Annotated in this window: 20 protein-coding genes; 18 read left to right on the forward strand and 2 right to left on the reverse strand. The window is 61.1% G+C overall.

The features are described 5' to 3' along the window. Positions 1–2 precede the first annotated feature (2 nt). The 4 genes from L8I05_RS03065 to L8I05_RS03080 all read left to right on the forward strand — a co-directional run bounded on the left by L8I05_RS03065 (position 3) and on the right by L8I05_RS03080 (position 4,514). Positions 3–962 (forward strand): tRNA-dihydrouridine synthase, encoded by a 960-nt coding sequence (locus tag L8I05_RS03065; RefSeq protein WP_159958204.1) that lies wholly within the window; start codon positions 3–5, stop codon positions 960–962. Positions 963–1,340: 378 nt separating this feature from the next. Further along, entirely contained in the window at positions 1,341–2,690 is a 1,350-nt protein-coding gene (locus L8I05_RS03070) for a hypothetical protein (protein ID WP_242167160.1), read from the forward strand. An 87-nt stretch (positions 2,691–2,777) separates the two neighbouring features. Beyond that, on the forward strand, positions 2,778–3,746 hold the full coding sequence (locus tag L8I05_RS03075) for a hypothetical protein (protein WP_242167161.1): 969 nt from the start codon (positions 2,778–2,780) through the stop codon (positions 3,744–3,746). Positions 3,747–3,866: 120 nt separating this feature from the next. Then, a complete protein-coding gene (locus tag L8I05_RS03080) occupies positions 3,867–4,514 on the forward strand; it encodes a hypothetical protein (RefSeq protein ID WP_242167162.1) in 648 nt (215 codons plus the stop codon). 3 nt (positions 4,515–4,517) lie between these two features. On the opposite strand, the gene L8I05_RS03085 is transcribed toward L8I05_RS03080, so the two are convergent. After that, the gene (locus tag L8I05_RS03085; RefSeq protein ID WP_242167163.1) at positions 4,518–7,796 is read right to left on the reverse strand and encodes an EAL domain-containing protein; all 3,279 of its coding nucleotides are present in this window, start codon (positions 7,794–7,796) and stop codon (positions 4,518–4,520) included. 66 nt (positions 7,797–7,862) lie between these two features. Continuing rightward, positions 7,863–8,753 carry a LysR family transcriptional regulator gene (locus L8I05_RS03090; protein ID WP_159958194.1) on the reverse strand — a complete coding sequence of 297 codons (891 nt, stop codon included), beginning with the start codon at positions 8,751–8,753 and terminating at the stop codon, positions 7,863–7,865. A 147-nt stretch (positions 8,754–8,900) separates the two neighbouring features. Between L8I05_RS03090 and leuC the strand changes: the two genes are divergently transcribed. From leuC to purF, 14 genes are all read left to right on the forward strand, one after another. Continuing rightward, positions 8,901–10,319, forward strand: coding sequence for a 3-isopropylmalate dehydratase large subunit (gene leuC, locus L8I05_RS03095; RefSeq protein ID WP_177017524.1), 1,419 nt, complete (start codon positions 8,901–8,903; stop codon positions 10,317–10,319). 10 nt (positions 10,320–10,329) lie between these two features. Beyond that, positions 10,330–10,974 carry a 3-isopropylmalate dehydratase small subunit gene (leuD, locus tag L8I05_RS03100; RefSeq protein WP_242167164.1) on the forward strand — a complete coding sequence of 215 codons (645 nt, stop codon included), beginning with the start codon at positions 10,330–10,332 and terminating at the stop codon, positions 10,972–10,974. Positions 10,975–11,104: 130 nt separating this feature from the next. After that, entirely contained in the window at positions 11,105–11,869 is a 765-nt protein-coding gene (locus L8I05_RS03105) for a class I SAM-dependent methyltransferase (protein WP_242167165.1), read from the forward strand. 53 nt (positions 11,870–11,922) lie between these two features. Beyond that, positions 11,923–13,005 (forward strand): 3-isopropylmalate dehydrogenase, encoded by a 1,083-nt coding sequence (gene leuB / locus L8I05_RS03110; protein ID WP_242167166.1) that lies wholly within the window; start codon positions 11,923–11,925, stop codon positions 13,003–13,005. Positions 13,006–13,069: 64 nt separating this feature from the next. After that, entirely contained in the window at positions 13,070–14,182 is a 1,113-nt protein-coding gene (gene asd / locus L8I05_RS03115; RefSeq protein ID WP_058412147.1) for an aspartate-semialdehyde dehydrogenase, read from the forward strand. 251 nt (positions 14,183–14,433) lie between these two features. Then, positions 14,434–15,444 (forward strand): aspartate-semialdehyde dehydrogenase, encoded by a 1,011-nt coding sequence (locus L8I05_RS03120; protein WP_177017526.1) that lies wholly within the window; start codon positions 14,434–14,436, stop codon positions 15,442–15,444. A gap of 161 nt (positions 15,445–15,605) precedes the next feature. Continuing rightward, on the forward strand, positions 15,606–18,173 hold the full coding sequence (locus L8I05_RS03125; protein ID WP_242167167.1) for a FimV/HubP family polar landmark protein: 2,568 nt from the start codon (positions 15,606–15,608) through the stop codon (positions 18,171–18,173). A 149-nt stretch (positions 18,174–18,322) separates the two neighbouring features. After that, positions 18,323–19,147 carry a tRNA pseudouridine(38-40) synthase TruA gene (gene truA / locus L8I05_RS03130; RefSeq protein WP_159961557.1) on the forward strand — a complete coding sequence of 275 codons (825 nt, stop codon included), beginning with the start codon at positions 18,323–18,325 and terminating at the stop codon, positions 19,145–19,147. Between the two features lie 64 nt (positions 19,148–19,211). Then, positions 19,212–19,844: a phosphoribosylanthranilate isomerase gene (locus tag L8I05_RS03135; protein ID WP_242167168.1), complete on the forward strand. Its 633-nt coding sequence runs from the start codon at positions 19,212–19,214 to the stop codon at positions 19,842–19,844. A 245-nt stretch (positions 19,845–20,089) separates the two neighbouring features. Continuing rightward, entirely contained in the window at positions 20,090–21,010 is a 921-nt protein-coding gene (accD, locus tag L8I05_RS03140; protein ID WP_159958180.1) for an acetyl-CoA carboxylase, carboxyltransferase subunit beta, read from the forward strand. Then, complete coding sequence (folC, locus tag L8I05_RS03145; protein WP_242167169.1) at positions 21,007–22,314, forward strand: bifunctional tetrahydrofolate synthase/dihydrofolate synthase; 1,308 nt, start codon at positions 21,007–21,009, stop codon at positions 22,312–22,314. The genes accD and folC overlap by 4 nt, the downstream gene beginning before the upstream one ends. Continuing rightward, entirely contained in the window at positions 22,298–22,957 is a 660-nt protein-coding gene (locus L8I05_RS03150) for an SPOR domain-containing protein (protein ID WP_242167170.1), read from the forward strand. The genes folC and L8I05_RS03150 overlap by 17 nt, the downstream gene beginning before the upstream one ends. A gap of 257 nt (positions 22,958–23,214) precedes the next feature. Then, positions 23,215–23,772: a CvpA family protein gene (locus L8I05_RS03155; protein WP_003212681.1), complete on the forward strand. Its 558-nt coding sequence runs from the start codon at positions 23,215–23,217 to the stop codon at positions 23,770–23,772. 41 nt (positions 23,773–23,813) lie between these two features. Continuing rightward, a complete protein-coding gene (gene purF / locus L8I05_RS03160) occupies positions 23,814–25,319 on the forward strand; it encodes an amidophosphoribosyltransferase (RefSeq protein WP_058426877.1) in 1,506 nt (501 codons plus the stop codon). Positions 25,320–25,328: the final 9 nt, after the last annotated feature.

The following is a 25,328-nucleotide window of genomic DNA, read 5'->3' on the forward strand; positions in this document are numbered from 1 at the left end:
CCATGCAAATTGCTTTGGCGCCCATGGAGGGGTTGGTCGACAACATCCTTCGCGATGTGCTGACCCGCGTGGGCGGTATTGACTGGTGCGTGACCGAGTTCATTCGCGTCAACGACCGCCTGCTCACCCCTGCCTATTTTCACAAGCTCGCCCCTGAGCTGCTGCACGGTGCCCACACGGCGGCAGGCGTACCGCTGCGCGTGCAGTTGCTCGGTTCCGATCCGGTGTGCCTGGCCGAAAATGCCGCGCTGGCCTGTGAGTTGGGGTCGCAAGTGATCGACCTCAACTTCGGTTGCCCGGCCAAGACGGTCAACAAATCCCGGGGTGGCGCGGTGTTGCTCAAGGAGCCGGAGCTGCTCAATCAGATTGTCGAACACGTACGCCGCGCAGTGCCTGCGCATATCCCGGTAACGGCCAAGATGCGCCTGGGTTTTGACAGCCCTGACGGTGCGCTGGTGTGCGCCACGGCCCTGGCCGAGGGGGGGGCTGCGCATATCGTGGTGCATGCGCGCACCAAGACCGACGGCTACAAGCCGCCGGCCCATTGGGAGTGGATCCCGCGGGTGCAGGATGTGGTCAAGGTGCCGGTGTTTGCCAACGGCGATATCTGGAGTGTCGAAGACTGGAAACGTTGCCGCGAAATCAGTGGCGTTGAAGACATCATGCTCGGCCGTGGCCTGGTGGCGCGCCCGGACCTGGCGCGGCAGATTGTGGCGGCAAAGGCGGGCGCGCAAGTGGTCGAAATGACCTGGGCGCAAATGCAGCCAATGCTCCAGGAATTCTGGACCCAGTCGGTGGCACAGCTGACCGAAAAACAGGCCCCGGGCCGTTTGAAGCAATGGCTGGCGATGCTGACGCGTAACTACCCCGAGGCGGTGACGTTGTTTACCGCCTTGCGCCGTGAGACGGACCTGCAGCAAGTCAGCCGTCTGCTCGGCATGCAGCATCCCTTGGCAGCTTGATGGGTTGAGTTAACGTTTACATTTCACCTGAACAGGGCGCCACTGGCGCCCTTTTTTGCGCCTGCCGGTTAGCATAAAGGTTTGAAGAATAGGCGTTTTAATCTTGTCGGTTAGTTGCGTGACTGCAGTGTATTAACGGGTGTGACGACTTTCGAGTGTAAAGAGCGGCTTGAATCAAGGTCCTGGCGGAAAAGTCCATGGGGCAAAGTCTGATAACGTGCATTAGTTTCCTTATATTAAGTCCGATTTTCGGAACTCAACAGCCTAACTTTCCACGTATGTAGGGACTGTGAAGCAGCGCTGTTGTTTCCAGCGAATAAAACTATTGACTCCCTGAACTGTTAATGCGGTCAGGCTCTGTTGAATAAGGAACTACCCATGTCTCTATCGGTTAATAATCCGTCGGTTGCGAAAGTTGATGCGTCCACCCTTGATCGACTCCTGGACTTGGCAGCCAAGCCCGGTGAAACGTCGAACACCCACGTCACAAGTGCGAGTACCAGCAACCTGCCCGCGCGCCTTGACAACACCCAGTTCTCATCCAATGGCACCATGATTCCTGGCGCTGCGCTCAACAAGTTGTTTGAGATGCTTGAGCAGGTCTTTAGCGTCCTGCGAGAAATGCTGGCTGGGAGAGATTTGGTGCCTTCGGCATTATCCGACTCGGCCAAATTGCTTGACGGAAAACCGGCTATGCCGAGTTCGGCGGGGAAATCCGATGCCAGTGAGCAGCCGAAGTTGCCGGGCGCAGCTAAGCAGCCGAGCTTGCCAGCCGAAGCGGGGTTGCCTGAGAAACCTGAATTGGGCAAGCAGCCGAATTTTCCCGGTGCGGGCCGGCTGCAGGGAAAACTTGGGGCAGTTAAGCAGCAGAACTTGCCAGCCGAAGCGGGGTTGCCGGTGAAGCCTGACGTGGGCAAGTCGCAGAAATCGCGGGACGAAGACGGGTTGCCAGGCACGCAGACAAGTAGCCATTCGGTGGTGACGCCGGATGCACGCATGCAGCGCTTGACGTTGGCATACCCGCCCGTAAGTCAACCTGATGTCAGCGTAAACAATGACTCCAATGCAACTGTGCATGTGAACGTGAACGTCGCTCATTGCCACTGTCCGGATGAGCGTATTTCTCCGGATAATTGGACGAGCATGAGGCAGACTTCAGACCTCCTGCCGATACCGGCTAAAAAGCGAAAGCATGAGATCACGCCAGGTCACGAGCATGCGGTCAGGCCGCGCGAGCAACCTGCGGTAAGGCTGGATAGGCAGCCTGAGGTCAGGCCCGGCCATGAGCATGAGGTCAAGCCTGGCAAGCGGCCTGCGGTAAGGCTGGATAAACATCCTGAGGTCACGCCAGGTCACGAACATGAGATCAAGCCGGGCAAGCGGCCTGAGGTAAGCCAGGAAAAGCAGCCCCACGTCACGCCGGGCCACGAACATGAGGTCAAGCCGGGCAAGCGGCCTGAGGTAAGCCAGGAAAAGCAGCCCCACGTCACGCCGGGCCACGAACATGAGGTCAAGCCTGGCAAGCGGCCTGAGGTGAGTCAGGAAAAGCAGCCTCCTGTCACGCCAGGCCACGAACATGAGATCAAGTCGGGCAAACATCCAGAGGCCAAGCCAACGCCGAAGCCCTCTGTTACCCCGGCCCCGGGATTGACCAGCCCAGCCCCCGATCAAGACACTGTTAATACAAGAAACAGGCCGTTCAACGCCAGGGCAATGGCCAGGTCCTGATAACCCTTCCGTGATTTGAACACTTAGCGTGCAGGCACTTCTTCGGCTATATAACCGCGAAGCGGTGCCTGCCCATGGGGGGATTCTATGTTTAACTTTTCAATTAGAAATAGTGCCCATGTCAACTATATAGGTCGGGAAACAAGTGCCGATTCATTTCGCCCCACTCGCACACTAATAAAACCACTAAAGGCTTTTAGTGAAGAGGCGGCGCAGCGTCGTGTTCTCTCCTATCGCGTGTTTGAAAATAATGCGTTTATGAAAGATGCCGGTGAAACTGTTAGTCCGCTGACGGGACTGTTCACTTCATTTCTGACTCGGTTAACACGTTTCGCCTCGGGCGGGAAAGATAAAACAATTGCGGTAATACCCACGCCTGCGCCGCAGATGACTGAGCAGGGCGTGCCCGAATCGGTAATCCATGAAGCTCCAGTGCCCAGGCCAAACCCGGCAGCCTTCATTCCAGGCCTTTCAAACAAACGCGGCGGTGCAAAGCCGGACAATATCTGGAGCGGATTTCGCCAGGGCCCTGACGGCAACTGCGTGACGGTATCGGCCATCAAGGTGGCGATGCAGCGCTGCGGTCAAAGCCCCACGGATATATACCAACAGGTGACCAGGTTTTACGGCGGTTATCGCGTAGTCATGCGCGATGGTTTTGAACTCAGCCTGACTGATCGAGAGCTGGCCCAAGGTGCACAAGGCGCCCAGTTCAAAGGGTGGGACGAGGGGATGCTCAAGGACGCGCAATTTCTCTTTGCCGTCAGTGCCAAGCGCGCACAAATGGAAGACAACGATGACGCGGCAGGGTGCTGCTATCAGGCGGCAATCCTTAGCCTGAACGATGGCGAGGATGAGCGCGGACCGGGCGAGGCTCTTTTGCGGCTGGGGTTGCGTCAATACATGCGCACGGTCTCACCAAGGGACCTCGCCCGTGGGCAAGTGGGCATATGCAATCGGGGCGGGCATTCGGTAGCGGTCATTCATGGCCGCGAAGAGAAGTGGGGGCGCCCGGGGGCGGCGCCCACCTGGGGCGACGCCATAGCACTTGTTTAAGTGTTGATGGGCTCGGCTCGGCCATAGGCGATCAGTCAGGGCGCGACTCAATCCACCGCAGCGTTGCCCCAGGCTGTTTTTTGCAGGTTATTACTTCGATAAGTATCAGGAAATCAGTGAATGAATATCTCGGCAGATGATCCTCAAGGTTCGCCGGCGAAAAAGCAGGGCAATCAACTCGATGCTGTTGGCGGCATGACGCCTGAGCAAATCTGGAATGGCATTTATCAAAAGGTGGAAGGCCATTGCGGCACGGTGTCGACGATCAAGGCCGCCATCATCCGGTTCTGGCAGGACCCCCAGGGGATCTTCAGGCGGGTTCAGGTCGCCCGCGACGGCTTTGAAGTGGTCATGAGGGATTCCTTCACGCTGCAGGTGACCCATGATGAAATGCGTCAGGCGTACGAGGCCTCGACGTTCTACGGCAGCCATATTCAGTTGCTCAATTACGCCAACTTCTTGTACGCCGTCAGTGCCAAGCGCGCGCAGATGGAAAGCAACGACGCCGGTGCCGGCGAGGGTTTTGCGGCGGCCTTGCGCACCCTCGATGAAAGCGAGCACCCAGGTGAAGCGCTTCGGCGGCTGGGGTTGATTGGCTGCATGCGTGAAAGCACCGTCGACGAGCTGAGGGCCGCGCTCGGCACCCAGGCGGACAACGAGCATGCGGGCGCAGTGAGCGATGGGGCGCCCGCGTCGGCCGGGCAAAAGCACGACGTGGCGTCATCGCGCTGGATGAATGCCGGGTTTCGGGCATCGAAGCTCGTATGACGGTTACTCCAGCAACCGCCTGAACTCCTCGATCGGCAGTGGCCGGCTGTGCAAATACCCCTGGAACAAATGGCAGCCCAGCTTTTGCAGGAATGCCAGTTGCTCCGGGGTTTCCACGCCCTCGGCGATCACTTCCAGGTTCAAGCTGCGGGCCATGGCCACAATGGCGCGAATGATTTCGGCATCGTTGGGGTCATGGGTGGCGTCGCGTACAAAGGATTGGTCGATCTTCAGCGCATCCACCGGCAGGCGCTTGAGGTAGGTCAGTGATGAATAGCCGGTGCCGAAGTCGTCCATGGCAAAGCTCACGCCGATTTTTTTCAGGCGGCGCATCTTGGCCACGGTGTCGTCCAGGTTCTGGATCACGATGCCTTCGGTGATTTCCAGTTTCAGCAGGCTGTGGGGCAGGTTGTGCTGGTCAAGGCTGCGTTCCACCCGTTCCACAAAGTCATTCTGACGAAACTGCCGGGGGCTGATATTCACACACAGGCTGAAATTCAGCGGGTCCACCAGCCCCTCGGCGATCAATTTCGCGAAGGCGCCGCAGGCTTCATCGAGAATCCAGGTACCGACTTCCAGGATCAGGCCGCTGTCCTCCAGCACCTTGATAAATTCGGTGGGCGACTGCGCGCCCAGTTGCGGATGCTGCCAGCGCACCAGGGCTTCGGCGCCGATGATGCGATTGCCACGCGCGTCCACCTGGGGTTGGTAATGCACGCTGAACTCACCGCGTGACAGCGCCAGGCGCAGGTCGGTCTCCATGCGCAGGCGTTCGCTGGCGGTTTTCTGCATGCTGTTGTGGAACATCTGCGTGGTGTTGCGGCCCGAGTCCTTGGCCCTGTACAGCGCAATGTCGGCGCGCTTGAGCAAGTCCGCCGGTGTAGAGCCATGGTCCGGAATCAGCGCCACGCCAATGCTCGGCGTGACCTGCAGGCGGTGGCCGTCGAGGAACATCGGTTCCGAGAGTAATTCGCGCAAGGTATCGGCCAATGCCTGCACTTGAGCGCTGACTTGCGCGCGCGTTCCGTCCAGGCCGCTGAGCAACACCACAAACTCATCGCCGCCCAGGCGCGCGACGGTATCTTCCATGCGCACGCTGGCTTCCAGGCGCGCCGTGACGATTTTCAGCACCGTGTCGCCGACCGGGTGGCCGAGGGAGTCGTTGATGTGCTTGAAGTGGTCGAGGTCCAGAAACAGCAAGGCGCCGCGCAGGTTATGGCGTTTGAGCAGGGCGATCTGCTGGCTCAGGCGGTCCATCAGCAAGGCGCGGTTGGGCAGGTTGGTCAGCGGGTCGTGATAGGCCAGGTGGCGAATCTGCGCCTGGGCGTTTTTCAGCAGGCTCACGTCCCGCGCGGTCAGCAGCAGGCACGGGGTTTCATTCAGGGTGATGGGTTCTACCGAGACCTCCACGGCCAGCACTTCACCGCGTTTGTTGTGCCAGAGCATTTCCAGGTGGTGAATGCGGCCTTTGATCTGCAGCTCGGCCAACAAGGCGGCGCGCTGGTTCTCATCGGCCCAGATGCCGATCTGGTACAGCGTCAGGCCAATCGCCTCTTCGGCGCGATAACCGGTCAGGCGGCAGAAGCCGTCATTAACCTCGACATAGCGGCCGGTGTCGCGCTCGGTGATGGAGATCGCGTCGGGGCTGGAATGGAAGGCTTTGGCGAACTTCTCTTCACTGGCCTTGAGCGCCGCTTCCGAGCGTTGCTGTTGGGTGATATCGCGCAAGGTGGTGACGATGCACGGTTGGTCGCCGACCTTGATCAAGCGGCTGGAGATCACGCAGGTCAGGCTTTGGCCCGTCTTGTGATGCACCACGATGGCCACATTGCTCAGGGCTTGCTCGCGAATCACTTGTTCGATTCGCTGCAGGCGCTTGCTCGAGTCATCCCACAGGCCGATCTGCTCGGCGCTTCTATTGATCACTTCGGCGGCGGTCCAGCCAAAGGTCTGGGTAAAGGCCGGGTTGATTTCGATAAACGCACCGTTTTCCAGGCACGTGACGCAGATCGGATCGGGGCTGGCCTGGAACAGGCTGGCAAACTTTTCTTCAGAGGCAGTCAGCCGCTGTTCGCGTTCCACCTGGTCGGTGATGTCCAGCAGGGTGCCGGCCATGCGCAGTGGTTTGCCGGCATCGTCGCGATACAGGCGTGCACGGCTTTCCAGGAACCGCGGGCTGCCGTCTTCGGCCAGCACGCGGTAGGTCAACTGATAGTTGCCCTCGGGGCCTTCGCGCAGGCTGCGATAGGCGTTGCGCATGCCCTCGCGGTCGTCATCGGACATGCCTTCAAAAAACGCATCGAAGGATTCGTGGAACGGTTCGGGCGGCAGGCCGTGCAGTTGGGCGGCACGCGCCGAGCCGTAGAGCATGCCTGTGGGTATATGCCAGTCCCAGGTGCCCAGCTGCGCCGAGTCCAGGGCGAGGTCGAGGCGCTCCTGGCTGTCTTTCAAGGCCTGTTCGGCATTTTTGCGTTCGGTGGTGTCCAGAAACGTGCTGACCAAGTAGGCCTCGCCTTCCAGCTCGACCTTTTGGGCGCTGAGGGTGCCATCGTGAATCTGGCCATTGCTCGCACAAAACTGCACCTCCATGCTGATCGGTTCGCCCTTGCGCTGCGTGGCCTTGACCAGCAGCGCGCGTTGCTCCGGGTGGCGCCACAAGCCGAGGTCGAGGGTGGTGCGGCCGATGACGTCAGCCACCGGCCAGCCGAAGAGCATCTCGAAATACTGGTTGGCTTCGCTGATCCGGCCGTCCGATTGGCGGGTCAGCAGGACCATATTGGGGCACAGGTGGAACAGCGTGGCGAAGCGTTTTTCCGAATGGCTGAGGGCGTGCTCGCGCTCGCGTTGGCGCGTGGTTTCGCGAATCACCCCGATCATGCGGCGCCGCCCGGTCTTGTCCGGTGCCAGGCTGCCGTTGATTTCCAGCCAGTGGTGAGAGCCGTCCGGCCACTGGATGTGGTGGTGCATGGCCTGCTCGAACGGCTCGCCTGCCACCACCGCGTGAAAGGCCCGTACCACCCGCGCGCGATCCGACGGTGCCAGCAGGTCCAGGTAATCCAGGTCCTTGGGCAAGGGGTGGCGGGGATCGAAGCCGAACAGCGCCTGGGTGCCCCGTGACCAGCTTATCCTGCCGGTGTCGATTTCCCAGCACCACGCGCCCAGGCGGGCAGCATTGAGGGCTGCCAGCAACTGCGGGGCGCTGTCCCAGCTTTGTTCCGCCTCTTGTGGGTCCAGGGCGTAAATGCGGGGCAGGGGTGGCACTGAATCGACGGGGTTGCGCATTATCAAAGGGCCTTGGCTCAATGGGCGTTCGGCGCGGTTTTACTCAGACCTTGAGGCCGCACAGCTTCACGCCGGTATCCCTGGCAGATCGACCTGTGCATCCAATAGGCTCATAAAAGCCCGCGCAGCGTTCGACAGCGTCCTTTCGGTGTGCACGATATAGCCTAGCTGGCGACTGAGCTGTATGCCCGGCAAAGCGATACTTGCCACCTGGTCATCGAGCATGGTGCGCGGCAAGACGCTCCAGGCCAGGCCGATGGAGACCATCATCTTGATAGTTTCCAGATAGTTAGTGCTCATCGCGATGTTCGGCGTCAGGCCCTGGGCTTCGAACAGCCGGCTGACGATATGGTGTGTAAAGGTGTTGCCACCCGGGAACACCGCCGGGTGCCTGGCGATATCGGCCAGGTTGACCGTGCCGTTGCCGGTCAGGCTGTGCTCGGGGGCGACCACGAAATCCAGCGGGTCATCCCACACCGGTGTGGCACGCACCAAATTGTGCGGGTCGGGCGCCAGGGTGATGACGGCGACCTCGGCGCGGCCATGGAGGATTTCTTCGTAGGCCACTTCCGAATCGAGGAACTGAATATCCAGCGCCACGTCGGGATACTCGCGGGTAAAGGTGCGCAGGATCGGCGGCAGGCGGTGCAGGCCGATATGGTGGCTGGTGGCCAATGTCAGGCGGCCGCTGACTTCGCCGGTCAGGTTGGTGAGCGCGCGGCGGGTGTCATCCAGCACATTCAGAATCTGATACGCGCGCGGCAGCAAAGCACGCCCGGCCTCGGTCAGGCCGACTTCACGGCCCAGGCGATCAAACAAACGCACCTTTAATTGCTGTTCCAGCCCGGCAATGCGTTTGCTGATGGCCGGTTGTGTCAGGTGCAGGCGTTCACCGGCGCCGGAGAAGCTGCCGGTCTCGGCGATGGCAATAAAGGCATTGAGGTTGGCCAAGTCCATTGTGGTATTCCAGTTGGTAATCCAAAGCATAAAAAATATGAATTTGAGTTATTTAATGTAGCGCCATACCATCAGCCTCACAAGCCAAAGGGTTATTGAATGTCTCAAGGCCCGGGGCATAGAAACACCGATGATGAGGACCGACTGATGGCCGGCAAAACGCTTTACGACAAGCTTTGGGATTCCCATGAAGTGAAACGGCGCGATGATGGGTCGTCGCTGATCTATATCGACCGTCACATCATCCATGAAGTGACCTCGCCCCAAGCGTTCGAAGGCCTGCGGTTGGCCGGGCGCAAGCCTTGGCGCGTCGACTCGATCATCGCCACCCCGGACCACAACGTGCCGACCACGCCTGAGCGCAAAGGTGGCATCGAAGCCATTGCCGACCAGGTCTCGCGTTTGCAGGTGCAAACCCTCGACGATTACTGCGACGAATATGGCATCACCGAATTCAAGATGAATGACGTGCGTCAAGGCATCGTCCACGTGATCGGCCCGGAGCAGGGCGCGACCTTGCCGGGCATGACCGTGGTCTGCGGCGACTCCCACACCTCCACCCACGGTGCGTTCGGCGCCTTGGCCCATGGCATCGGCACCTCCGAGGTCGAACATGTGTTCGCCACCCAGTGCCTGGTCGCGAAAAAGATGAAGAACATGTTGGTGTTGGTCGAAGGCAAGTTGCCATTCGGCGTAACCGCCAAAGACATCGTGCTCGCCGTAATCGGCAAAATCGGCACCGCCGGCGGTAACGGCCACGCCATTGAGTTCGCCGGCAGCGCGATTCGCGACCTGTCCATCGAAGGCCGCATGACCATCTGCAACATGTCCATCGAGGCCGGTGCCCGCGTGGGCATGGTGGCGGCGGACGAAAAAACCGTTGAATACGTCAAAGGTCGCCCATTCGCCCCGCAAGGCGCCGATTGGGACGCTGCGGTCGAAGCCTGGAAAGACCTGGTCTCCGACGCCGACGCGGTGTTCGACACCGTGGTCGAACTCGACGCTGCGCAGATCAAGCCGCAAGTCAGCTGGGGCACTTCGCCGGAGATGGTCCTGGCCGTCGACCAGAATGTGCCCGACCCGGCTAAAGAAGCCGACCTGGTCAAGCGTGGCTCCATCGAACGCGCCTTGAAGTACATGGGCTTGAAAGCCAACCAGGCGATTACCGACATCCAGTTGGATCGCGTGTTTATCGGCTCCTGCACCAACTCGCGGATCGAAGACCTGCGCGCCGCGGCGGTCATTGCCAAGGGCCGCAAAGTCGCCTCGACCATCAAGCAAGCCATCGTGGTGCCGGGCTCGGGCCTGGTCAAGGCGCAAGCCGAGGCCGAGGGCCTGGACAAGATCTTCCTCGAAGCCGGTTTTGAATGGCGCGAGCCGGGCTGCTCCATGTGCCTGGCGATGAACCCGGACCGCTTGGAGTCGGGCGAGCATTGCGCGTCCACCTCCAACCGTAATTTCGAAGGGCGTCAGGGCGCCGGCGGGCGTACTCACCTGGTCAGCCCGGCCATGGCCGCTGCCGCTGCCGTCAACGGTCGTTTCATCGACGTTCGCGAATTGATCTGAGGAATACCCGATGCGTGCTTTTACTCAACACACTGGCCTTGTCGCCCCTTTGGACCGTGCCAACGTCGACACCGACCAGATCATCCCCAAGCAGTTCTTGAAGTCGATCAAGCGCACCGGCTTTGGCCCTAACCTGTTCGACGAGTGGCGCTACCTGGACGTGGGCTACGCCTACCAGGACAACTCCAAGCGCCCGTTGAACAAGGATTTCGTGCTCAACGCCGAGCGTTTCCAAGGCGCCAGCGTGTTGCTGGCGCGGGAAAACTTCGGTTGCGGCTCCAGCCGTGAACACGCGCCGTGGGCCCTGGAAGAATATGGCTTTCGCAGCATCATCGCGCCGAGCTACGCCGACATCTTCTTCAACAACAGCTTCAAGAACGGCTTGCTGCCGATCATCTTGAGCGATGCCGAAGTGGACGAGTTGTTCAAGCAGGTCGAAGCCAATGTGGGCTACCAGCTGACCGTCGACCTGGCGGCGCAAACCGTGACCCGTCCGGATGGCAAGGTCTATCACTTTGAAGTGGATGCGTTCCGTAAGCACTGCCTGATCAACGGCCTGGACGACATCGGCCTGACCTTGCAGGACGGCGATGCGATTGCCGCGTTTGAAACCAAGCACCGGGCCAGCCAGCCTTGGTTGTTTCGCGATGCCTGATTTGCGGTAGGCCGTGCGGGCCCCATCGCGGGCAAGCCCGGCTCCCACATTGGAATGCATTCCAACTGTGGGAGCTGGCTTGCCTGCGATAGCGCCCGTACAACCACCCCAAAACTGAAGGAAAGCCACCATGACCAACACCGCCCACACCCAAGTCGTGCAAAAACAATTCGGCGAGCAAGCCTCGGCCTACCTGAGCAGTGCCGTGCACGCCCAGGGCACCGAGTTTGCGCTGCTCCAGGCCGAACTGGCCGGGCAGGGCGCTGCGCGGCTGCTGGATTTGGGCTGCGGTGCCGGGCATGTGAGTTTCCAGGTTGCGCCGCTGGTTAACGAAGTGGTGGCTTACGACCTGTCCCAGCAGATGCTCGACGTGGTCGCCGCTGCGGCGGCGGATCGCGACCTGAACAACATTCGCACCGTAAACGGCGCCGCCGAACGCCTGCCGTTTGCCGATGGCGAGTTTGACTTCGTGTTCAGTCGTTACTCGGCCCACCACTGGAGTGACCTGGGTGTGGCCCTGCGCGAAGTGCGCCGCGTGCTCAAACCGGGCGGCGTGGCGGCATTTGTGGATGTGTTGTCACCGGGCAGCCCACTGTTGGACACTTACCTGCAAACCGTCGAAGTGCTGCGCGACACCAGCCACGTGCGCGATTATTCCGCCGCCGAGTGGATGCAGCAGCTCAGCGAGTCCGGTTTGCACGTGCGCACCAGCAGTCGCCAGCGCCTGCGCCTGGAATACACCTCCTGGGTCGAGCGCATGCGCACGCCAGAAGTATTGCGCGCTGCCATCCTCGAGCTGCAAAAGGCGATGGGCCAGGAAGTACGCGATTATTACGAGATTCAAGCCGACGGCACCTTCAGCACTGACGTGCTGGTGGTGTTTGCCGAACGCTGATTAACTTTTCCCGACCTGCCCACGGGCAGGTCGCTTGATGAAATGAGGAACCCATGAGCAAGCAGATTCTGATTCTCCCTGGCGACGGTATTGGTCCGGAAATCATGGCCGAAGCGGTCAAAGTCCTGGAACTGGCCAACACCAAGTACAGCCTGGGCTTCGAATTGAGCCACGACGTGATCGGCGGCGCCGCCATCGACAAACACGGCGTGCCGCTGGCTGACGAAACCCTCGACCGCGCCCGTGCCGCCGACGCCGTGCTGCTCGGCGCCGTGGGTGGCCCGAAGTGGGACAAGATCGACCGCGACATTCGCCCTGAGCGCGGCCTGCTGAAAATCCGCGCGCAACTGGGCCTGTTCGGCAACCTGCGCCCGGCCATCCTCTACCCGCAACTGGCCGATGCGTCGAGCCTCAAGCCGGAAGTGGTCGCGGGCCTGGACATCCTGATCGTGCGTGAGCTGACCGGCGGTATCTATTTCGGCTCGCCACGCGGCGTGCGTGAATTGGAGAATGGTGAGCGCCAGGCCTACGACACCCTGCCGTACAGCGAGAGCGAAATCCGCCGTATCGCCCGTGTCGGTTTCGACATGGCCCGTGTGCGTGGCAAAAAAGTCTGCTCGGTGGATAAAGCCAACGTATTGGCCTCCAGCCAACTGTGGCGCGAAATCGTTGAAGAAGTGGCCAAGGACTACCCGGATGTCGAACTGAGCCACATGTACGTCGACAACGCCGCCATGCAGCTGGTGCGCGCACCCAAGCAGTTCGATGTGATCGTTACCGACAACCTGTTCGGCGACATCCTGTCCGACCAGGCGTCGATGCTCACCGGTTCCATCGGCATGCTGCCGTCGGCGTCGTTGGACACCAATAACAAGGGCATGTACGAGCCGTGCCACGGTTCGGCGCCGGACATCGCAGGGCAGGGCATTGCCAACCCGTTGGCGACGATTTTGTCGGTGTCGATGATGCTGCGTTACAGCTTCAATCTGAGCGAAGCCGCCGATGCCATCGAGAAGGCCGTGAGCCTGGTGCTGGATCAAGGTTTACGCACCGGTGACATTTGGTCACAGGGTTGTACCCGAATCGGCACGCAAGAAATGGGCGACGCAGTAGTCGCCGCGCTGCGGAATCTGTAATCTCTCGGGCCCGCTTGCAGTTGTTGCTGCAAGGCGGCCCACTTTTTAACAAGGTGTAGTTGCGATGAAACGTGTAGGTCTGATCGGTTGGCGCGGTATGGTCGGTTCCGTGCTCATGCAGCGGATGCTGGAAGAGCAGGATTTCGATCTTATTGAGCCGGTGTTTTTCACCACTTCGAACGTAGGTGGCCAAGGGCCGTCCGTGGGCAAGGATATTGCTCCGCTCAAGGACGCCTACAGCATTGAAGAGCTGAAAACCCTCGACGTGATTCTGACCTGTCAGGGTGGCGACTACACCAGCGAAGTCTTCCCCAAGCTGCGCGAAGCCGGCTGGCAGGGTTACTGGATCGACGCCGCCTCGAGCCTGCGCATGCAGGACGACGCGGTGATCATCCTCGACCCGGTGAACCGCAAGGTCATCGACCAGCAGCTGGATGCCGGCACCAAGAACTACGTGGGCGGCAACTGCACCGTCAGCCTGATGTTGATGGGCCTGGGCGGCTTGTTCGAAGCCGGCCTGGTCGAGTGGATGAGCGCCATGACTTATCAGGCGGCCTCCGGTGCCGGCGCGCAGAACATGCGTGAACTGATCAAGCAGATGGGCGCGACTCACGCCGCTGTTGCCGATCAACTGGCCGACCCGGCCAGCGCGATCCTCGACATCGACCGCCGGGTGGCCGAAGCCATGCGCAGCGATGCCTACCCGACCGAGAACTTCGGCGTGCCATTGGCCGGTAGCCTGATCCCGTGGATCGATAAAGAGCTGCCGAACGGCCAGAGCCGCGAAGAGTGGAAGGCCCAGGCCGAAACCAACAAGATTCTGGGTCGTTTCAAGAACCCGATTCCGGTGGACGGTATCTGCGTGCGTATCGGCGCCATGCGCTGCCACAGCCAGGCGCTGACCATCAAGCTGAACAAAGACGTGCCGATCGCCGATATCGAAGGGCTGATCAGCCAGCACAACCCATGGGTCAAGCTGGTGCCGAACAACCGTGATATCAGCATGCAGGAGCTGAGCCCGACCAAGGTCACCGGCACCCTGAATGTGCCGGTCGGCCGCCTGCGCAAGCTGAACATGGGTACTCAGTACCTGGGCGCGTTCACCGTTGGCGACCAACTGCTGTGGGGCGCGGCTGAACCGCTGCGTCGCATGCTGCGGATTTTGCTGGAGCGTTGATCGCTTAGCGCTGTACGAAAAACCCGCGACTGGTGACAGGCGCGGGTTTTTTATTGCGCGCTTATGATCGTTCCCGCGCTCTGCGTGGGAATGCCTCGCTGGACGCTCTGCGTCCGCTTTTTGGACGCGGAGCGTCCCTGGCTGCATTCCCACGCAGAGCGTGGGAACGATCAGCGATCCCAAGGTTAATTGCCTCACCCCCAGCCACCCGGTAAAGTGCCGCTCCCCCCGCAATGCCCGAGGCAGCCACCATGACCCAGACCTTTGAAATCGCCGTGATCGGCGCCACCGGCACCGTGGGTGAAACCCTGGTGCAGATTCTCGAAGAGCTGGATTTCCCGGTCGGCACCCTGTACCTGCTGGCGGGCAGTAACTCGGCCGGCGCCTCAGTGCCGTTTCGCGGCAAGAACGTGCGGGTCAAGGAAGTCGATGAGTTCGACTTCAAAAAAGCCCAGTTGGCCTTCTTCGCGGCCGGCCCGGCGGTCACCCTGAGTTTCGCCCCGCGCGCCACGGCGGCGGGTTGCTCGGTGATCGACCTGTCGGGCGCCTTGCCGGCCGATCAGGCCCCCCAAGTGGTGCCGGAAGCCAATGCGCACATTCTCAAGGGGCTGAAAAAACCCTTCCAGCTGGGCAGCCCAAGCCCATCCGCGACCAACCTGGCGGTGGTCCTGGCGCCGTTGCGCGGGTTGCTGGACATCCAGCGCGTCAGCGTTACAGCCAACCTGGCTGTGTCTGCCCAGGGCCGCGAGGCCGTCAGCGAGCTGGCTCGGCAGACTGCCGAGTTGTTAAACGTGCGCCCGCTGGAGCCAAAGTTCTTTGATCGGCAAATGGCCTTCAACTTGCTGGCACAAGTCGGCACACCAGACGCCCAAGGTCATACAGCCTTGGAGAAACGTCTCGTACACGAACTGCGCGCAGTGCTGGAAAAGCCTTTGCTAAAGATTTCCGCAACCTGCGTTCAAGCCCCAGTGTTTTTTGGCGATAGCCTGACTGTGTCATTGCAGTTGGGCGCGCCGGTCGACCTCGTTGCGGTCAACCGCGCACTCGAGGCGGCGCCGGGTATCGAGCTGGTGGAAGAGGGCGACTACCCCACGGCCGTTGGGGATGCGGTCGGTCAGGATGTAGTCTACGTCGGCCGAGTGCGTGCGGGCGTGGACGACCCGGCGGAACTAAATCTGTGGCTGACGTCAGATAACGTACGCAAAGGCGCGGCACTCAACGCAGTGCAACTGGCGCAGTTGTTGATAAAAGGCCTTGCGTAAAAGATACTTGGCGCCAATTTGTAGATTGATTCTAGCCAAGCGCTATGCTTGGCCCCAAGCGGAACAGAAGCGCGTCGGTAACCTATCGGCTCGCCATGCCTTATGGCAGCGGTTACCAACCTTCTCGCAGGCCGGGGAGTGTTCAAACAAAGGATGAGGCTATGGTTCAAGTTCGCAAACTGGTGTTAGCAATAGCGGCCGCCTCGGCGCTGTCCTCCGGTATGGCGCAGGCGCTGCAGCTTGGGGAGATGACCCTCAAGTCGAAGTTGAACCAGCCGTTGTCGGTGGAAATCGAATTGCTCGATGTCGGTGGCCTCACGGCTTCCGAGATTACCCCGAGCCTGGCGTCTGACCAGGCGTTTGTGGACGCGGGCGTGGATCGCCAGGCGTTCCTCAATGACCTGACGTTTACCCCGGTGGTCAACCCGAGCGGGCGCAGTGTGGTGCGCGTTACGTCCAGCAAGCCGCTGCCCGATTCCTACGTCCGTTTCCTGTTGCAGGTGCAATGGCCCAATGGTCGCCTGATGCGCGACTACAGCGTGCTGCTCGACCCGGCCAAGTTCGAGCAACCGGCGCCGACCGCTGCCGCGCCGGCACCGCGCTTGAGTGCGCCGACTAAAAACGCGCCTGCCAGCACGGCGCCCACTGTCGGCAAGCCTGCCCAGCACACCACGACCTCGCGCGATACCTTGTGGGAAATTGCCGCGAAGAATCGCAACGGGGCTTCGGTCCAGCAAACCATGCTGGCTATCCAGGCGCTCAACCCTGACGCGTTTATCGACGGCAATATCAACCGCCTGAAAACCGGCCAGGTTCTGCGCCTTCCGGATCGCCAGCAAGCCACCAGTTTGCCGCAGCCCGAGGCGATTGCCGAAGTGACCGCGCAAAACAACGCCTGGCGCGAGGGGCGTCGCACCGCGAATAACCAGGCCGCGGGCAAGCAGCAGTTGGATGCGACCAAGCGCACCCAGGCCGGCGATGCGCCGTCGAGCACCAATGCCAAGGACAACTTGAGCCTGGTCTCGGCCGAATCCGCCAGGAAAGGCGCGAAGGGCAAGGTCGGTGACAGTAATGCGCTGAGCGACAAGCTGGCGATGACCCAGGAAGAATTGGATACCACGCGCCGCGACAATGCTGAGCTGAAAAGCCGGGCGGCGGACCTGCAAAGCCAGTTGGATAAATTGCAGAAGCTGATTCAACTGAAAAACGATCAGCTGGCCAAACTGCAGGCGGCGAACGGAAGCCCGGCAACGGCGGCAATGCCCGCACAGTTGGCAGGTGAGCCTGCGACCACCGCGCCTGCCTCCGACGCGGCGGCGCCTGCCGTGGTGGCGCCTGCGCCCGAGCCGGTCACGCCAGAGGCCGCGCCTGCCAGCACCACCGAAGGTAAATTCAACGATCTGCTGACCAATCCGATTGTTCTCGGCGTGATCGGCGGTGCTGCCGGCTTGCTGGTGTTGCTGCTCCTGTTGCTGTGGGCGCGTCATCGCAATGCGCGCCTTGAAGAGGAAAAGCACCTGCGTATGGCGCGGGCGCTGGCTGAAGAGCCGCCATTTTCGCCGAACATTGATCACGACTTGCCAGCGGACAGCTTCGAAGGCCTCGAAGTGGCGCCGCCGAACGTCAAGTTGGCGGCCGCACCTGCCCCGGCTGCGGTTGCTGAGCCGGTCGTGGTGCCGTCGGTCGCTTCCGTGTTGTCGCCACTGGCCGCTGCCGTGGCCCCGCAGAATTCCAGCGATGCGCTGGCGCAAGCCCAATCCCATATTGATCGCGGTCACCTGAACCAGGCGGCCGACGTCCTTCAGCAGGCCATCAAGCATGAGCCAAAGCGCAGCGACCTGCGTTTGAAACTGATGGAAGTGTACGGCCTGCAAGGCGACAAAGACGGGTTCGTTTCCCAGGAGCGTCAACTGGTGGCCAATGGTGAAAACCATGCCCAGGTCGAGCAGCTCAAAAGCCGCTTCCCGGCCATGGCCGTGTTAGCGGCGGGCGTCAGTGCCGCTGTCGCCGCTGCAGCGCTGGACGCGCAATACGTCAAGGACTTGCTAGAAGACAAACCGGCCGCGCCAGTGGCGGAACCCGATGCCTTCGACACCGATTTCGACCTGAGCCTGGACGATCTGGAAGCAGCTTCGCCTGCCGTGGTTCGCCCGGAAGATGAGCCGAGCTTTGAGTCTGTCCTTCAGCGCCAGACCGAAGCCAAGGCCAGCCCGGATGACCTGTCGGACTTCGATCTGGACCTGCAGTTGGAAGCGCCGTCTTCCACGCACTCTGACGACGACTTCCTCTCGGGCCTTGAAGAGCAGATGAAGGACGTGCCGCCGGTTGAGCCGCCGACCCTCACGCCTGCCGCGCTGGATGATTTCGACTTGCCGGAGGACTTCGACCTGTCCCTGGCGGAAGAACCGGCCGCGCCGGCGTCGGCCAAGCCGGATGCCTTCGCCTCCGAGCTGGACGACGTCAATGCCGAGCTGGATCGTCTGTCCCAGAGCCTGGAACATCCGCCAATCGAGCCTTCCTTCACCGCTGAAGATGCAGCGTTGGGCGCTGATGAACCGGAATTCGACTTCCTCTCCGGCACCGATGAGGTCGCCACCAAGCTGGACCTGGCCCAGGCCTACATCGACATGGGTGATACAGACGGCGCGCGGGACATCCTGTCCGAAGTGCTGACCGAAGGCGACGAAACCCAGCGTGGCGAAGCCAAGGAAATGCTCGGCAAGATCTAAAGGTGCAACGCAGAACCAATGTGGGAGCTGGCCTTCACATGGCCACAACAAAAGCGCCCCACCTACGGCTGCCGCCTTTATAATGGCCGCCTTTGCGCAACTCATCGGGCTCTCAGTTCTTGGCAAATATAGATAACGCGGCCGCCGAAATGGCGGCCGCAGGCTTTAACCGCATCGCCCTGGGCGTGGAATACAAAGGCTCGCGCTACCGTGGCTGGCAGCGCCAGGCTTCCGGCGTGCTGACCGTGCAGGAAACCCTCGAAAACGCGCTGTCGAAGGTCGCCGACTCGCCGGTGTCGCTGATGTGTGCCGGGCGTACCGACGCCGGTGTGCATGCCTGTGGCCAGGTAGTGCACTTTGACACTCAGGCCGAGCGCACGATGAAAGCCTGGGTGATGGGCGCCAATATCAATTTGCCCCATGACGTCAGTGTCACCTGGGCCAAGGTCATGCCCGCGCATTTTCATGCGCGCTTCAAGGCCATCGCCCGTCGCTACCGCTACGTGATCTACAACGATCAAATCCGACCGGCGCACCTCAATCAAGAAATCACCTGGAACCACCGCCCACTGGATGCCGAGCGCATGGCTGAGGCCGCGCAGCATTTGGTCGGCGTGCATGACTTCAGTGCCTTCCGTGCCGGCCAGTGCCAGGCCAAGTCGCCGATCAAGGAAGTCCATCACCTGCGGGTGACCCGTCACGGCAAAATGATCGTGCTGGATATCCGTGCCGGGGCCTTCCTGCACCATATGGTGCGCAACATTGCTGGCGTGTTGATGACCATCGGCACCGGCGAACGGCCGGTGGAGTGGGCCAGGGAAGTGCTGGAAAGCCGCATTCGCCGTACCGGCGGCGTTACCGCGCATCCGTTCGGCCTGTACCTGGTGGATGTGGAGTACCGCGACGAGTTCGAATTGCCGGATCGCTTCATCGGGCCACACTTCCTCACAGGTTTCAGCGAACTTGGCGGCTGACGCCCGGAAAAGCTTTTGTTACCATCCGGGACTTTCTCGGTTCAACCCCTGAGGTTTTTACGACATGCCAGCCGTTCGCAGCAAGATTTGCGGGATTACCCGCATAGAAGACGCGCTGGCGGCAGTCGAGGCGGGGGCGGATGCGATTGGTTTCGTGTTCTATGCCAAGAGCCCGCGGGCGGTGAATGTGCTGCAGGCACGGGCGATCATCGCCGCGCTGCCGCCGTTCGTGACTACCGTAGGCTTGTTCGTCAACGCCAGCCGCTGTGAACTCAACGAAACCCTGGATGCCGTACAGCTCGACATGCTGCAGTTTCACGGTGACGAAAGCCCTGACGAATGTGAAAGCTATCAACGCCCGTATATCAAGGCGTTGCGCGTCAAGGCTGGGGATGACATCGCCGCCGCGTGCGCGGCCTACACTGGCGCTCGCGGGATTCTGCTGGACACCTATGTCGAAGGTGTTCCCGGTGGCACGGGCGAGGCGTTTGACTGGTCGTTGATTCCCGAGGGGCTGAGCAAGCCGATCATCCTGGCGGGTGGGCTCACCCCCACGAATGTCGGGGCGGCCATCGAGCAGGTCAGGCCCTATGCCGTGGACGTCAGTGGTGGGGTGGAGCAGGGCAAGGGCATCAAGGATCACCACAAGATTCGCGCATTCATGCAGGCCGTGCGCAACAGCAGCGGTGCGATGTGACGGCTGGCAGTCTGCCGCCGTCAGTAACTACCACTGTGTAAAACAGCACCGGCGCCGCCTGCGGGAGGCCCGGAAATGAAGTGGCAACCCTGCGCTGGCAGGTTGTCTGGAAGGCTGAGGATACAGGCAGGAAATGGCCGGTCGAACGTCTGACCCCGTCCAGCCTGTGTCATCGCCACATATGAATTTAGCTCAAGGGCATACGCGGGGCTGTGTTCAAGCCACCGGTACTGGAGAAAGAAAGCATGAGCAACTGGTTAGTAGACAAACTGATCCCTTCGATCATGCGTTCCGAGGTGAAGAAAAGCTCGGTTCCTGAAGGTCTGTGGCACAAGTGCCCATCCTGCGACGCGGTGCTGTACCGCCCCGAGCTGGAAAAGACCCTGGACGTTTGCCCCAAGTGCAACCACCACATGCGTATCGGCGCCCGCGCCCGCATCGACATCTTCCTTGACGCCGATGGCCGCGCCGAGCTGGGCGCTGACCTGGAGCCGGTTGACCGTCTCAAGTTCCGCGACGGCAAGAAGTACAAGGACCGCCTCACCGCTGCGCAGAAGCAGACCGGCGAGAAAGACGCGCTGATTTCCGTCAGCGGCAAGCTGCTGGGCATGCCAGTGGTGGTGTCGGCGTTTGAGTTCTCCTTTATGGGCGGCTCCATGGGCGCCATCGTCGGTGAGCGTTTTGTACGTGCCGCCAACTACGCCCTGGAAAACCGTTGCCCGATGATCTGCTTCGCCGCCTCCGGTGGCGCGCGCATGCAGGAAGCCTTGATTTCCCTGATGCAAATGGCCAAGACCTCCGCGGTACTGGCGCGTCTGCGCGAAGAAGGTATCCCGTTCATCTCCGTGCTGACCGACCCGGTCTACGGCGGCGTTTCCGCCAGCCTGGCAATGCTGGGTGACGTGATCGTCGGCGAGCCAAAAGCCCTGATCGGCTTTGCCGGCCCGCGCGTGATCGAGCAGACCGTGCGCGAAAAACTGCCGGAAGGCTTCCAGCGCAGCGAGTTCCTGCTGGAGCACGGTGCAATTGACATGATCATCGCCCGTGGCGAGCTGCGCCCACGCCTGGGTAGCCTGCTGGCGCAAATGATGGGCCTGCCGACACCTGTGTACGTCGCGCCTAAAATCGAGCCGATCGTCGTGCCGCCGGTGCCTGCAAACCTATGACCCAACGTACCCTTGGCGAATGGCTCGCCTACCTTGAGCAGTTGCATCCGTCAGCCATCGACATGGGCCTGGAGCGCTCGCAACAGGTAGCGGCCCGCCTTGGGTTGGGCCGGCCGGCGCCGCGCGTGATCACGGTGACCGGCACCAACGGCAAAGGCTCTACCTGTGCCTTTGTCGCGGCGCTGCTGCAGGCCCAAGGGCTGAAAGTGGGCGTCTACAATTCCCCGCACCTGCTGCGTTATAACGAGCGGGTGCAGCTCAATGGCGTCGAAGCCACAGACGAGCAACTCTGCGAAGCCTTCGCCGCCCTGGATGTGGGGCGCGGCGAGATTTCCCTGACTTATTTCGAGATGGGCACCCTGGCGGCGTTCTGGTTGTTCGAGCGTGCGCAATTGGACGTGGTCGTCCTCGAAGTCGGCCTGGGTGGGCGTCTGGACACGGTCAACGTCGTGGATGCCGACATGGCGCTGGTCACCAGCATTGGCGTTGACCACGCTGACTATCTGGGCAACACCCGTGAGTCGGTGGCCTATGAAAAGGCCGGGATCTTCCGCCAGGGCAAGCCTGCGCTGTGTGGTGACCTGGACCCGCCGCAACCCTTGCTCGACAAGGTGCGTGAGCTGGATTGCGCGTTTTTCCTGCGTGGTCGTGAATTCAATCTGGAAATCGGCACTCAGCATTGGCAATGGCGCGGGCGTGATGCACGTGGCCAGGTGGTCGAATTGCGCGACCTGCCGCTGCTGAACCTGCCGATGGAGAACGCTGCGCTCGCGCTGCAAGCCTATCTGTTGCTGGATCTGCCCTGGCAGGCCGAGCAGATTGCTGCCACCTTGCTGGCGACTCGGGTGGTGGGGCGTCTGGATCGTCGCACCTTCGAGTGGGAGGGCAAGCGCCTGAACCTGCTGCTGGATGTGGGGCACAACCCTCACGCCGCCGAATACCTGGCGCAACGCCTGTCGCGTACGCCTCCGGCCGGGCGTCGCCTGGCGGTGTTCGGGCTGCTGGCCGATAAAGACCTGGACGGCGTGGTTGCGCCGTTGCTCGGCGATGTCCAATCATGGGCCGTTGCGCCGCTGGACACGCCGCGCAGCCGCCCGGCCGCCGAGTTGGAAGTGGCCTTGCAGAACCTTGGTGCAGCGGTGGCGTCGTATGCAAGCGTCACCGCCGCACTTGAAGCCCAATGTGCGGTGGCCACGGCCGAGGACGAGATTCTGTTGTTCGGATCATTTTATTGTGTTGCCGAGGCGCTAGAGTGGTTGGCCCGGCGCTCCACGGAGGAAGCTGCACATGGCATTACTGGATAGCGCATACAAGCAGCGAATGGTTGGAGCCCTGGTGTTGGTGGCGTTGGCGGTGATTTTTCTGCCGATGCTGTTTTCCCGCCAGGACGAGCAGCGCCAGGTAGTCGTCGAGGCGCCCGCTGCGCCCCAGGCGCCAACGGTGCCTCATGTTCAGATTGAGCCGGTGGTGGTGCCTGAGCCGCAGGCGTTGCCGCAAGAGCCAGTGCCGGCCGACGAGGAAGTCGCCCAGCAACAGGCGCCGACTCAGCCCGTGCAGCCGAGTGTTCCGGTGGTCAAGCCGGCTCCAGCTGCGCCAGTTGTGGCTGCCAAGCCTGCTGCGCCAGCGCCTGCGCCCAAGCCGGTCGCGCCGCAGCCTGCCGCGCCAGGCAAGCCGGACGTGGGCCAAAGCCGCATCGACCCGAACGGCTTGCCGATCACTTGGTCGATCCAGCTTGCCAGCCTGGCCAATCGCGAAAGCGCCGAAGCCTTGCAGAAAAAGCTGCGCACTCAAGGTTATAACGCCTATATCCGCAGTGCCGATGGCAAGAACCGCGTATTTATCGGGCCGCTGATCGAGCGCGCCGAGGCGGATCGCCTGCGGGATTTGCTGGGTCGCCAGCAGAACCTGAATGGGTTTGTGGTGCGTTTCCAGCCTGAGCGCGGTTGAGTAACCGCCAGCTCTGGCTGGAATACAGGCCAAATGTGGGAGCTGGCTTGCCTGCGATAGCGGTGGCTCAGTCAACAGTGATGTTGAATGGGCCTGCCTCATCGCAGGCAAGCCAGCTCCCACAGTGGTTTTTGGTGGTCTTGAAAGGGCGTTCACTCTGCACAACCCATTGATTTGCAAAGCACCCGCAATCACAGCTTACCGATAGCCCGACGCTCTGCTAAAATGCGCCGCCTTATCCGTACGTAGGCTGCACTGTGCCATTTACCTGGGTTGATTGGGCGATCGTTGCAATCGTCGCCATCTCCGCTTTGATCAGTCTAAGCCGCGGCTTCGTAAAAGAAGCACTGTCGTTGCTGACCTGGATCATCGCAGGAGTCGTAGCCTGGATGTTCGGTGGTTCACTGTCGGTTTACCTGGCCGGGTACATCGAAACACCTTCGGCTCGCGTCATTGCGGGCTGCGCCATCATGTTCATCGCCACGCTGCTGGTGGGAGCAATGGTCAATTATCTTATTGGCGAGTTGATACGTGTCACCGGCCTCTCCGGGACCGATCGATTTCTCGGCATGGCCTTCGGCGCCGCGCGTGGCGGCTTGCTGGTGGTTGTGGCGGTCGGGCTGTTGAGCCTGGGGCCGGTACAGCAGGATTCGTGGTGGCAGGAGTCGGTACTCGTGCCAAAATTTCTATTGGTTGCAGACTGGTCCAAAAACCTCATTTTGGGGTGGAGCAGTCAGTGGCTGGCCAGCGGAATCAGCGTACCCGCTGATCTTCCGTTCAAGGAGCACCTCTTACCGGCCAAAACGCCTCAGTAAGTTGTGTTCAGTCAAGATTCATTAAGTAGGGGTTGCGTCGCATGTGTGGCATCGTCGGTATCGTCGGTAAGTCGAACGTGAATCAGGCGCTGTATGACGCGCTAACCGTCCTCCAGCACCGCGGCCAGGACGCTGCCGGTATTGTGACCAGCCACGACGGCCGGTTATTCCTGCGCAAGGACAATGGCCTTGTACGTGACGTGTTCCATCAGCGTCACATGCAGCGCCTCGTCGGGCACATGGGTATTGGCCATGTGCGTTACCCGACTGCCGGTAGCTCGACATCGGCCGAAGCTCAGCCGTTCTACGTCAACTCGCCTTACGGCATCACCCTGGCGCATAACGGTAACCTGACCAACGTTGAACAGCTGGCCAAGGAGATTTACGAATCTGACCTGCGCCACGTCAACACCAGTTCCGACTCGGAAGTGCTGCTCAACGTGTTCGCTCACGAGCTGGCCCAGCGCGGCAAGCTGCAGCCGACCGAAGAAGACGTTTTCGCTGCCGTGACTGACGTGCACAACCGTTGCGTCGGTGGTTACGCGGTCGTGGCCATGGTCACCGGTTATGGCATCGTTGGTTTCCGTGACCCGCACGGCATCCGCCCGATCGTGTTCGGCCAGCGTCACACCGACGAAGGCGTCGAGTACATGATCGCCTCCGAAAGCGTGTCCCTGGACGTGCTGGGCTTCACCCTGATTCGCGACCTCGCGCCGGGCGAAGCGGTGTACATCACCGAAGATGGCAAGCTGCACACCCGCCAGTGCGCGGTGGCGCCGAAACTTACCCCGTGCATCTTCGAACACGTCTACCTGGCGCGTCCTGATTCGATCATCGACGGCGTTTCGGTGTACAAGGCGCGTCTGCGCATGGGTGAGAAGCTCGCCGAGAAGATCCTGCGTGAACGTCCTGAGCACGACATCGACGTGGTGATCCCGATTCCGGACACCAGCCGTACCGCCGCGCTGGAACTGGCCAACCACTTGGGCGTCAAGTTCCGCGAAGGCTTCGTAAAAAACCGTTACATCGGCCGTACCTTCATCATGCCGGGCCAGGCGGCGCGCAAGAAGTCGGTACGCCAGAAGCTCAACGCCATCGAGCTGGAATTCCGCGGCAAGAACGTGATGCTGGTGGACGACTCCATCGTGCGTGGCACCACGTGCAAGCAGATCATCCAGATGGCCCGCGAAGCCGGTGCGAAGAACGTGTATTTCTGTTCCGCAGCACCTGCCGTGCGTTACCCGAACGTGTACGGTATCGACATGCCGAGCGCTCACGAACTGATCGCTCACAACCGTTCCACCCAGGACGTGGCCGACCTGATCGGCGCCGACTGGCTGATCTATCAGGACCTGCCTGACCTGATCGAAGCGGTGGGCGGTGGCAAGATCAAGATCGAGCAGTTCGACTGCGCGGTGTTCGACGGCAAATACGTGACCGGTGATGTCGACGAGGCTTACCTGAACAAGATCGAGCAGGCGCGTAATGACTCGTCGAAGATCAAGACCCAGGCGGTCAGCGCGATCATCGACCTGTACAACAACTGAGTAAACACC

This window comes from Pseudomonas sp. MONT-RG-20F-20-E-7-02, assembly GCF_022662395.1.
In the GTDB taxonomy this organism is placed as follows: Bacteria; Pseudomonadota; Gammaproteobacteria; order Pseudomonadales; family Pseudomonadaceae; genus Aquipseudomonas.